We start from the raw sequence: 11,219 nt of genomic DNA, 5'->3' as shown, positions 1-11,219 counted from the left end.
GGGGGGGGGGGGGGGGGGGTGGGGGCGGGGGGGGCGTGTTCGGGGTACCCCACACCAGTGCCCCCGCCCCCCCCCCCCACATGCGTAGCTACCTCGCCCACCTGCGCGAGCTGTCGCCGGACAGGAAGATGCGACGGAGGTGGCCGGACCAGGTCCGGCACCTACCGTCGTCGGTGTCGCCCGTCCACCTCAGGGGTGGGCGGGGTTCAACGATGTCCCTCCGGGCGCTGACGCCACCGGTCCTCCATGCGGTCCAGCAGCGACGGCCGCCGGCCGCCGCGGCCACGCGGGCGACGACGACTCGTCGTGCCGCCCACCACGTGCAGGTCAGGTGACTGCCCACGCCGGTGCGACTGCACCGCATAGCCCAGCGCGGCCAGCATGACGACGAAGCCCGCCACTGCCAGTGGCGGCGTCTTGATCACCGCGCCGTAGACCAACAGGGCCAGGCCGACGACCACCACGCCGGCAGCGACGAGCAGGCGACGCCGCGTGTGGAAACGCGGGTCGCTGGCGCGCACGGCCGAGGCGAATTTGGGGTCCTCGGCAAGCGACCGCTCGATCTGCTCGAACAGCCGCTGCTCGTGCTCCGAGAGCGGCACGGCACTCCTCCCCGGTCACGTTGGTCGGCCCGGTCGGGCCGACAGACCGTGGCAGCCAACCGGCTGCTTGCCGCCAAGTCTACGAGGGGGGTCGCGCGTCGGAAAGCGGGACGACCTATGGCCGACTGCTATTTTCGCCGGGGCCGGCGTCACGCCTGCCGAGCAGACTGGCCGGACCTATGACGGACCGCCCGAAACGGGCAGCCGCGGCGTCGGCGGCGGTTTCCGCTTCCCGCCAACCACGCTCGGGTGCGCCGAGGGTGAGCTGTCGCGGCGTGTCGACCGCCCCGGCCAGACTCTCCACCCGCACACCGACCAGCCGGACCGGCTCACCCGGGTCGAGAACCGTCCAGAGGTCCCAGGACGTGTCGAAGATCTCCCGGGCCACGTCGGTGGCCACGCCGAGCGTCCGGGACCGGTTGACGGTGCGGAAATCGGACAGCCGCACCTTCAGCGAGACCGTCCGGCCCACCTGACCGGCCCCGCGCAGCCGGCTGCCCACCTTCTCGCTGAGGGCCAGCAGCGCCCGCCGGATCTGCTGCGGGTCGACGACGTCGACGTCGAAGGTCACCTCGGCCCCGATCGACTTCTCCACGTGCTCCGGGCTGACCGGACGCGGGTCCCGCCCCCGGGCCAGCTCGTGCAGGTGGGTCGCGGACGCCGCGCCGAGCGCCTTGCGCAGCATCCCGACCGGCGCCTCGGCCAGATCGCCGATGGTCCGCAGGCCGAGCCGGCGCAGCGTCTCGGCGGACCGCTCCCCCACCCCCCACAACGCGTCGACCGGCAGCGGGTGGAGGAACTCCAGCACCCGGTCGGCTGGCACCACGAGCACGCCGTCCGGCTTGGCCCGGGTCGAGCCGAGCTTGGCCACGAACTTGCTCGGGCCCACCCCCACCGAACAGGTCAGCCCCTGCTCGGCCGTCACCCGCTCCCGGATCCGCCGGGCGATGGCGGCGGGCGGGCCGAACAGCCGACGGGCACCCGCCACGTCGAGGAACGCCTCGTCGAGGGAGAGCGGCTCGACCAGCGGGGTGACGTCCCGGAAGATCCGCATCACCGCGTCGGAGGCCGCCCGGTAGCGGGCGAAGTCGGGGGGCAGGTAGACCGCGCCGGGGCAGAGCGCGCGGGCCCGCGCGGTGGGCATGGCGCTGCGCACGCCGAAACGGCGGGCCTCGTAACTGGCGGAGCTGACCACGCCGCGCGGCCCGACCCCGCCGACCACCACCGGAAGGCCCCGCAGCTCGGGCCGGTGGCGCACCTCGACCGAGGCGAAGAAGGCGTCCATGTCGACGTGCAGGATCGGGCTGGCCGAGTCGTCGGCGTCGGGCCCGAAACGCGGGTCACCACCGCGCGGCAACGACTGGCTCCGACCCATTGCGGCAGGCTAACCGCCCGGTACGACAACCGGCCCGCCCGCCCCACGGGCGACGGCCCCGGTCAGCCCCGGACCACCAGCAGCGGCACGGTCATCTCCGCCGCGGTGTCCGCCCCGTGGTACGCCACCAGCCGGGACACCGCCGGCGGCTCCGACCGGGTGGCCAGCACCGCGTACGTGTCGCGGCAGGTCACCACCACGTCGCCGACCCGGGACAGGTGTTCCTCGGCGACCGGGCCGAACCACCCCTCGGCCACCATCTCCGCCCGCGTGCACACCCGGGCGGCCGGCCCGAGCACCGCCGACCAGGTGGCCACCACGTCGTCCACCGCCCCCGGGTCGACGTGCAGGTACCGCACCCGGGGCTCACCGGCGACCACCCGGATGCCGGCCCGCAGCCGTGGGTCGGTGTCCAGGTCGAACCGGTGCCCCGCCGGCACGTAGAGCTGGCCGTGGTCGGCGGTGACCAGCAGCGCGGCGTCGGCCGGCAACCCGTCGACGAGGCGGGCGAGCAGGGCGTCCACCTCGGCGGCGGCGATCCGCCACGGGGCCGAGTCGACCCCGCTGAGGTGACCGTGCCGGTCCAGGTCGGGGTGGTAGCCGGAGACCAGGGTGGGGCCGGGCCCGGCGGACAGCGCCGCCAGCATCGTCCGGGCCAGCGCGTCCACCCCGCCGACGCCCCGGTAGTCGCCGCCCCGGTTCGCGGCCAGGGTGAGCCCGCTGCCGGCGTACTCGGGGCGGCTCACCACGCTCACCGCGACCCCGGCGGCCCGGGCGCGCTGCCACTGGGTGCGTACCGGCTGCCAGTGCAGCGGGTCCGGGTCGCCGTGCCAGTCGATGTGGTTGAGCACCCGGTCGGTGCCGGGCACCCGGACGGTGAAGCCGAGCACGCCGTGCGCGCCGGGGGCCGCCCCCGCCCCCAGGGTCACCAGGCTGGTCGGGGTGGTCGAGGGGAAGCCGGAGGTCAACGGGCGGCCCACCGTCGCGGCCAGCCCGGTCAGGGTCGGGGCGTACCGGGCGGCGGTGGGGAGCTGGTACCAGCCGAGGCCGTCGACGAGCAGCACGGCGACCCGACGTACCCCGGCCAGGCCGGGGGCGAGCCCGAGCAGGTCGACCGCGCCCGGCACGCCGAGCACGGCCAGCGCGCTGGGCAGCACGTCGGCCAGGCTGCCCCCGCCGTAGCACGGCGGCACCACCGCGAGCGGGTCCGCCGCAGGCACGGGCCCCGACGCCCGGTCCACCGGCACAGCGGCCGGGGGCCCGGTCGTCCCGGCCGGGGGCAGGTCGGTCATGCCGGGCGGCGGGCGAACAGGTGCAGTTGGGCGGCGAGATCCCGGTACGGCGGACGCCCGGCCAGCGCCTTCTCCAGCTCGACCAGGGCACCCGGCTGACCGTCGGCGACGGTGGCGGGCAGCAGGTCGGCCAGGACGCGTACCCCGTGGATCTCCTCGACGGTGAGGCCGGCGGCGCGCAACAGGGCGGCGGCCTCCTCGGCGTCGAAGCGGCGGCGCAGGGTGTCCCGGGGGCCGGCGGCCCCGTCGGGGGCGGCGGCCAGCGCGGCGGCGACGTCCAGGTGGCCGTTCACGGCCCGCCCCAGCACGGCGGCGGCCCGGCCGGCGACCAGCACACTCGCCGCGCCACCGGGACGCAGCGCGGCGGCCAGCGCGGTCACCACCGGCATCGGGTCGTCGACCACCTCCAGCACCGCGTGGCACAGCACCAGGTCGACGGTGGCTGGTTCGACCAGCCCGGTCAACGCGTCCCCGTCGCCCTGCACGGCGCGCACCCGGTCGGCGACCCCGGCCTCGGCGGCCCGGCGGGTGAGGGCGGCGAGCGCGTCGGGGCTGGCGTCGACCACGGTCACCCGGTGGCCGGCCTGGGCGAGCGGCACGGCGAACCCACCGGTGCCACCGCCCACGTCGAGCACGGTCAACGTGTCGTCGGCCCGCCGCCGCAACTCGGCGGCGAGCACCGACCAGATGACGGCGGTACGGGGGGTCAACGGCGGCTCGGCGAACCGGCTGCGGGTGCTCTGTTCCACCCGGTCGAGCCTAGTCACCCACGCCACCCGACCCCCCGTCGGCGGGGCCGTCGCCGGCTCAGATCTCCCCGCCGCCGGCCGGGTCCTCCTCGGCGCGGGACCGGCGGGTGTTCGCCACCGGCCCCTCGGTCACCTGGTACTCCCGCGGCTCGGCGTCCTGGGCGGGCGTCCAACCGGCACCCAGCCGGGTGCGCCGGGCGTTCGCCAGTCCACCGGTGTACGTACTGTCCATCGTCACTGGTCTTCCCCCTTGCCGCGCGCGGGCCGCTCTGTCCGCGCGTGCCGGAATTCTCCTGTCTCCCGGCCGGGAAAACCGTAATGTGGATCACTTCACCGGAAGTCGCGGGAGGCGGGTTCCACCGGCGGCGTGATCGGGTCCAGCCGGTCGGCGGTGAGGTTGGTGACCCCCTCGTGCCGCTGCAACCGACCACGGACCACGAGGGCGCTGCTGGTGCGGGCGATTCGACGATAGCGCTGCCACAGCCCCGGGGAGCACGTGACATTCAGCATCCCCGTCTCGTCCTCCAGGTTGAGGAAGGTGACCCCACCGGCGGTCGCCGGCCGTTGCCGGTGGGTGACGATCCCGCCGACCCGGACCCGCCGACCCGGCTCCACCCGCCCCAGCCGGGCGATCGGCACCGCGCCCAGCTCGTCGAGCCGGTCCCGGACGAACCGGGCCGGGTGGGTCTCCGGGGACAGCCCGGTGGCCCAGACGTCGGCGACGAGCCGGTCCACCGCCTCCATCCCGGGCAGGGCGGGGGCCGCCGCGCCGGTCACCGTGCCGGGCAGCCGGCCCGGCCGGTCCTGGGCCGCCGCCCCGGCCGCCCAGAGCGCCTCCCGCCGGGTCAGCCCGAAACAGGCGAAGGCGTCCGCGGTGGCCAGCGCCTCCAGTTGACCCGCGGTGAGACCGACCCGCCGGGCCAGATCCGGCATGTCCCGGTACGCCCCGTGCGCCGTCCGCTCCGCCACGATCCGCCCCGCCAGGTCGTCGCCGAGGGTACGGACGCCACCCAGCCCGAGCCGGACCGCCGGACCGCCCAGCCCCCAGGCGTGCGGCGGTTCCCCCGGCACGCTCCCCCAGCGGGTCTGCGGGGTGGACTCCAGCACCGCACCGGCCCCGCTGGCGTTGACGTCCGGCCGGCGGACCTCGACCCCGTGCCGCCGGGCGTCGTCGACCAGGGTCTGCGGCGCGTAGAAGCCCATCGGTTGGGCGTTGAGCAGGGCGGCCAGGAACGCCGCCGGGTGGTGCCGCTTGAGCCAGGAGCTGGCGTACACCAGGTAGGCGAAACTCATCGCGTGGCTCTCCGGGAAGCCGTAGCTGGCGAACGCGGTGAGCTTGCGGTAGACGTCGTCGGCCAGCTCGCCGGTGATGCCCCGCTCGGCCATCCCGGCGTAGAGCCGGTCGGCGAGCTGCGCCATCCGCTGCACCGACCGTTTCGCCCCCATCGCCCGACGCAACTGGTCGGCCCCGGCGGCGTCGAAACCGGCCAGGTCGATGGCGAGCTGCATCAGCTGCTCCTGGAACAGCGGCACGCCGAGGGTCTTCTCCAGCGCGTTGCGCATCAGCGGGTGCGGGTACGTCACCGGCTCCTGGCCGTTCTTGCGCCTGATGTACGGGTGCACCGAGCCGCCCTGGATCGGGCCGGGCCGGATCAGCGCCACCTCCACCACCAGGTCGTAGAACTCGCGGGGTTTCAGCCGGGGCAGGGTGGCCATCTGGGCGCGGCTCTCCACCTGGAACACCCCTACCGAGTCGGCCCGGCAGAGCATGTCGTAGACCTCGGGGTCGTCCAACGTCATGTCACCCAGGTCCAGACTCATCCCGATCAGGTCGTAGCCGTAGTGCAGGGCCGACAGCATGCCCAGCCCGAGCAGGTCGAACTTGACCAGCCCGACGGCCGCGCAGTCGTCCTTGTCCCACTGGAGCACGCTGCGGCCGGGCATCCGCCCCCACTCCACCGGGCACACCTCGATCACCGGCCGGTCGCAGATCACCATGCCGCCGGAGTGGATGCCCAGGTGCCGGGGGAAGGTCTGCAACTCGTCGGCGTACGCCACCACCTGCTCGGGGATGCCCTCGACGTCGACCGCCGCGACGGAACCCCAGCGGTCGATCTGCTTGCTCCAGGCGTCCTGCTGGCCGGGCGAGTAGCCGAACGCCTTCGCCACGTCCCGCACCGCCGACCGGGGCCGGTACGAGATGACGTTGGCGACCTGGGCGGTGTGCTCCCGGCCGTAGCGGGCGTAGACGTGCTGGATCACCTCCTCCCGTCGGTCGGACTCGATGTCCACGTCGATGTCGGGCGGGCCGTCGCGTTCCGGGGCGAGGAACCGCTCGAACAGCAGCCGGTGCCGTACCGCGTCCACGTTGGTGATCCGCAGCGCGTAGCAGACCGCCGAGTTGGCCGCCGAACCCCGGCCCTGGCAGTAGATGTCCTGTGCGCGGCAGAACGCCACGATGTCGTAGACCACCAGGAAGTAGCCGGGGAAGCCCAGCTCGTCGATCATCCGCAGCTCGTGTTCCAGCTGCGCGTACGCCTCCGGGTGCGCCCCGGGCGGCCCGTAGCGCTCGTGCGCCCCGGCCATCGTCAGGTGGCGCAGCCAGCTCATCTCGGTGTGCCCCGCCGGCACCGGGTACGCCGGCAGCCGGGGCGCGACCAGGTGCAGGTCGAAGGCGAGTTCCGCGCCGAACTCGGCGGCCCGGGACACCGCGCCCGGGTACCCGGCGAACCGGGCCGCCATCTCCGCGCCGCTGCGCAGGTGGGCGGTGGCGGCGGCGGGCAGCCAGCCGTCGACCTCGTCCAGGCTGCGTCGGGCCCGTACGGCGGCCAGGGTGGTCGCCAGCCGCCGTCGCCCCGGGCTGGCGTAGTGCACGTTGTTGCTGGCCACGGTGGGCAGCCCGGCGGCGGCGGCCAGCTCGGCGAGCGCGTCGTTGCGGTCGGCGTCGACCGGGTGCCCGTGGTCGGTCAGCTCCACCGCCACCGTCTCCGCGCCGAACAGCGCGGTGAGCCGGTCCAGCTCCCGGGCCGCCGCGTCCACCCCCTCGGTGAGCAGCGCCGCCGGCACGTGCCCCTTGCGGCAGCCGGTCAGCACCAGCACGTGGTCGCGCAGCTCGGCGGCGACCTCCTCCAGTTCGCCGTAGACCGGCCGGCCCTTCTCGCCGCCGCGTAGCTGGGCCCGGGAGATGACCGACGCGAGCCGGGCGTACCCCTCGTGGCCGTGGGCGAGCACCAGCAGGTGCCGGCCCAGCGGGTTGGGCTCGCCCTGCTGCGGGCCGGGCAGCCCCAACGACAGTTCCGCACCGAAGACCGTGGGCAGGTGCAACGTACGGGCCGCCTCGGCGAACCGGACCACCCCGTAGAACCCGTCGTGGTCGGTCACGGCGAGCGCGGTCAACCCCAGCCGGGCGGCCTCCTCGGCCAGCTCCTCCGGGTGGCTCGCCCCGTCGAGGAAACTGAAGTTGGTGTGCGCGTGCAGCTCGGCGTAGGGCACCGGGTCGTCCGGGCGGGTCAGCTCCGGTGGCGCGTACCGCTCACGGTGCCGGGTCCAGGCCGGTGAGTCGCCGCCGTCGGCCTCGGCGAGCGGGTCCACCACGTGTAGGTGCCGTTCCGCGCGCCGCCGCCCGGCACCCTGGGGTCCGCCGGTCCGGGGCCCGCCGCCGTCGGTGGTGGACCGTCCGGACAGCACCCGCTCCAGCTCCGACCAGGGCAGCTTCGGATTGTGGAAGCTCATCCGGCTGTCTTCCAGCGACCGGCTGCGTGGCGCGGCCGGGGCGTCGCGGCCGGGAATGGTCCGCTCGGTGAGCGGTATGCCGCTGAGTCATATTCATGACCGCCAGGCACACCGCTCACCCGGAAGCATCGTCCGGACGTGGAGTCGCCCCGGACGGAACGCCGCACCGACCGGCAGCGCAAGCGCCACCGACCGGACCGAACCAGCGCGGACCGGGCCGGCGCGGACCACCGGTCAGTCATAGATCGCCTCCACCAGCCACCGGCCCGCCTCGACGGCCAGCAGCAGGGCGGCACCGTCGGCCAGGCAGACCTGGAACCGGGCCCGGCGACGGGCCTCGGCGGGGGCCCACCACCGCTCGTCCACCGGCCACGGGCCGGTCCAGCCGACGATCTCCGTCGGGGTGGCGCCGCCGACGGCCAGCCGGGCGGGCGCGGCGCTGACCGCCAGCCGGGCGCTGACCAGCACCGGTTCCCCGGTGACGTCGTGCACGGTCGCGGTGAGCGGAACGGGCAGCACCACGGCCGGCGCGGGTGGCGGTAGCCGCCCCGGCCACGGCGGTACGGGACCCGGCCGCCGTGGCCCGCCCCGCCCGGCACCACCGGGCTGCGTCACCGCCCGCCCGGCGGCATCCGGCGACGCCTCGACGACGCCCGGCAGGGGGGGCGGGCCGGGGCGGGCGGGGAGGCGTTCGTCGCCCCAGGGGACCAGGCGGGTCTGGTCGGCCGGGGAGCGACCGCCGCCCAGCACGGCGGTGACCACCGCCTCCGGGCCGAGGATGCCCTGCACCCGGCTCAGCGCCCGGTGCGCCCGGTCCCGTTCCTCGCCGGCCTCCCCCCACAGGCCGGGTTGCAGCCCGCCTTGGGCCAGCAGCCCGTCGGGCACCAGCCGCAGCCGGACGATCCCGGCGGTCGGTCGGGGCGGGCGGGCACCGGCCCGACCGGTGCTGCCGGAGAGCCAGCCGTCGAGCTGCCAGCGCACCCGGTCGGCGATGGCGGCGGCGGTGAGCAACCCGTCGTGCCGCCACACCCGGTGCAGCTCCTGGCCGTGTGCGGTGACCGCCTCGATGCCGAGCCGGGTGCAGGCCAGCCCGTGCCCGGCCAACCGGTCGTGCAGCCGTTCGGCGAGCATCCGGGCGGCGAAGGCCGCCGCGTCGACCCGGTCGAGGGGCTCGTCGTGGTGGGCGGTGACGGTCAGGTCGACCGGGGGCTGCCGGACGGCCAGCGGCCGGTGGTCGTGCCCGGCGGCGAGCCGGTGGGCGAGGGCGCCGTCGAAGCCGAACCGGGCCAGCACGTCACCGGCGGGCAGCGCCGCGAACTCGCCGAGCGTGCGTACGCCGAGCCGGCGCAGCAGGTCGGCCAGGGCCGGCCGGCCGATCGCCTCGACGGGCAGCCCGGCCAGGAACCCCGGTGTCCCGCCCGGCGGCACCACCTGACCGGTACGCGCGGCGAGACCGGCGGCGAAGACCCCGTCGGCGATCCCGACCTGACTCTCCACCGCGCAGGACTCGGCGACCTGTTCGATGATCCGCTCGGCGGCGGCCTCCTCACCGCCGAGGTAGCGGGCGGGCCCCCGGGCGGCGAGCGCGCAGACGCCGGGGCGGACCACCTCGACCCCGGCGGCGACCTCCTCCACGGCGGCGACGACCGGTTCGAAGGCGCGGGCGTCCCGACCGGGGTCGTGGTCGACGACGGTCAACGTGGGGCAGCGCCCCTGCGCCTCCCGGCGGCGCAGGCCCCGGCGTACCCCGGCGGCACGGGCCGGTGCGGAGCAGGCCACCACCCGGTTGGCGTGCAGCACGGCCACCGGGCCGGTGGCGGGCACCCCGTCGGCGATCTCGGCGGCGAGCACCGGCCAGTCCGGGCACCAGAGCAGCAGGGTGCGCACGGGCGCGCCGGTCACCCGGACCCGACCACGGTGAATCCGCCCGGCCGGGGCCCGACGGTTGCGGCGGGGACGGCCGGCGCGGCGGGGGGCACGACCCGGGTGAGCGCGTCGCCGGGCAGCCACATCGTGATCTCCTTCGGACGGGCCGCCGCTCCGCGTCCGCGTGCCGACACGGTGACCTCGCGTCGGCGCAGCCGGCCCCGCCCCGACCCGAGCCCCTCCCAGACCCCCCGGACCACCTGGAGCGTCACGTCCGCACCGGTCCACCGGCCGTACGGGACGAGCACGCAGCCGCGTTGCCGGGCCCGGGCGGCCAGCCGGTCGGCCACCGGGGCGGAGACGGTGTGCGGTACGGCGGTCACCACCACGTCGACCCCGTCGATCAGGGCGGCGACCACGGTCGGCCACTCCGGACCGGGATGCGGGACGAGGGCCAGCCGGTCCAGGGCGATGCCGAGCTCGGCGGCAGCACCGGCGCCGAAGGTGGGCACCCCGACCACCGCGCACCACGACCCGGCCCGGGACGCCTCGGCGAGCAACGCCAGCACCAGGGAGGTGCCGCCGCTGCGCCGGGGTTGGCCGACGGTGACGGCGACCGTACTGCCCCGGCGCAGCCCCCGGTGCGGCAGCAGGCCGGTCAACTCGGGTGCCACCGGGAGCACCCGGTGGCTGCCGGCCGGGTCCGGGGCGCTCGCCGGGCGGACCAGATCGGCCAGTGCGGCGGAACCGACCACCATGCGGCCCGCCATCGGACCAACCCCCCGTCGTGTCGTTGCGTGGATCAGGTGCACTGCGTGCTCACCCCGGACACGGTGGGACGCCGCGTCGAGGTGCTGCGGCGGGCCCGGTGCCGGCCGGGTCGGGTGCCCGGCGGGGACCCGGGCACGCCCCGGGTCAGGCGGCGAGACCGTCGAGGGCGGGCTGGTGGGTCACTCCGAGCGCCTGCTCCACCAGCGTCACGAACTGTTCGGCGGCCCGGAGCAGGTCGTCGGCCTCCCGGGCGTTCACCACCCGGGGTATGCCGGCCTCGGCGGCGGCCCGCTTGCCGGCGGCGGCGGCGAAGTAGCGGGACCATTCGTCCAGTTCGGGGGCGACCCCGGCGAGCAGCACCCAGACGCTGGTGATCCGGCGGCGGCGGGCGGGCGCGGGCCGGGCCCGGGCGGCCAGCAGGGCGGCGGCGGCACGGAGCGCGGCCAGGTGGGCGGCGGCGTAGCGCAGCCCGTCGGGGCGGGTCTGGGCGGCCTCGGCCAGCCCGTGTCGGGCCGCCGTGAGGAGTTGGGTCGGGGTGCGGTGCGGCAGCACGTGCGCGGGCACCGTCGGCGCCTGCGCCGGGTTGGTCGGCATGACTGTCTCCTCCGCGTGACCGGTTCGGGCGGGACGCCCGGTGGAGGAGGTCCACCGGCGTGACGCCCGGGGCGGGTGGTGCGGAGGAAGACGCACCGCTGGGGGCCGGCCGGGTGCGGATTCTTACCCACAACAAAACCGGCCGGCGAACCGGCGGGTTAGTCGCCCCCCCCCCCGGGGTGGTGGGGGGGGGGGGAACACCAGCCATTAAAGGACCCGGCTAGCGCCAGCCCCGTAA

General features: G+C 76.1%; 9 protein-coding genes. All 9 read right to left on the bottom strand.

Translation table 11 applies throughout. The features are described from left to right. Positions 1-206: 206 nt before the first annotated feature. The 9 genes from ACOJTC_RS09155 to ACOJTC_RS09115 all read right to left on the bottom strand — a co-directional run bounded on the left by ACOJTC_RS09155 (position 207) and on the right by ACOJTC_RS09115 (position 10,981). Complete coding sequence (locus ACOJTC_RS09155; protein ID WP_088643026.1) at positions 207-602, bottom strand: DUF3040 domain-containing protein; 396 nt, start codon at positions 600-602, stop codon at positions 207-209. Between the two features lie 115 nt (positions 603-717). Continuing rightward, positions 718-1,977 (bottom strand): DNA polymerase IV, encoded by a 1,260-nt coding sequence (locus ACOJTC_RS09150; RefSeq protein ID WP_420116516.1) that lies wholly within the window; start codon positions 1,975-1,977, stop codon positions 718-720. Between the two features lie 62 nt (positions 1,978-2,039). After that, complete coding sequence (locus tag ACOJTC_RS09145; protein ID WP_420116515.1) at positions 2,040-3,269, bottom strand: alkaline phosphatase family protein; 1,230 nt, start codon at positions 3,267-3,269, stop codon at positions 2,040-2,042. Next, entirely contained in the window at positions 3,266-4,036 is a 771-nt protein-coding gene (locus ACOJTC_RS09140) for a methyltransferase domain-containing protein (RefSeq protein ID WP_420116514.1), read from the bottom strand. Before ACOJTC_RS09140 ends, ACOJTC_RS09145 begins: the two co-directional genes overlap by 4 nt. Positions 4,037-4,076: 40 nt before the next feature. Then, on the bottom strand, positions 4,077-4,256 hold the full coding sequence (locus ACOJTC_RS09135; protein ID WP_204927776.1) for a hypothetical protein: 180 nt from the start codon (positions 4,254-4,256) through the stop codon (positions 4,077-4,079). A gap of 92 nt (positions 4,257-4,348) precedes the next feature. Beyond that, the gene (locus tag ACOJTC_RS09130; protein WP_420116513.1) at positions 4,349-7,750 is read right to left on the bottom strand and encodes an error-prone DNA polymerase; all 3,402 of its coding nucleotides are present in this window, start codon (positions 7,748-7,750) and stop codon (positions 4,349-4,351) included. 234 nt (positions 7,751-7,984) lie between these two features. Beyond that, positions 7,985-9,652 (bottom strand): DNA polymerase Y family protein, encoded by a 1,668-nt coding sequence (locus tag ACOJTC_RS09125; protein ID WP_420116512.1) that lies wholly within the window; start codon positions 9,650-9,652, stop codon positions 7,985-7,987. Beyond that, positions 9,649-10,386 (bottom strand): hypothetical protein, encoded by a 738-nt coding sequence (locus ACOJTC_RS09120; protein ID WP_420116511.1) that lies wholly within the window; start codon positions 10,384-10,386, stop codon positions 9,649-9,651. Before ACOJTC_RS09120 ends, ACOJTC_RS09125 begins: the two co-directional genes overlap by 4 nt. A 145-nt stretch (positions 10,387-10,531) precedes the next feature. Next, complete coding sequence (locus tag ACOJTC_RS09115; protein ID WP_420116510.1) at positions 10,532-10,981, bottom strand: SAV_6107 family HEPN domain-containing protein; 450 nt, start codon at positions 10,979-10,981, stop codon at positions 10,532-10,534. Positions 10,982-11,219 lie beyond the last annotated feature (238 nt).

Source organism: Micromonospora sp. (assembly GCF_048594385.1).
Classification (GTDB): domain Bacteria; phylum Actinomycetota; class Actinomycetes; order Mycobacteriales; family Micromonosporaceae; genus Micromonospora; species Micromonospora wenchangensis.
The sequence above is the reverse complement of the archived record's forward strand: the minus strand, read 5'-3'. Positions and strand labels throughout refer to the sequence as shown.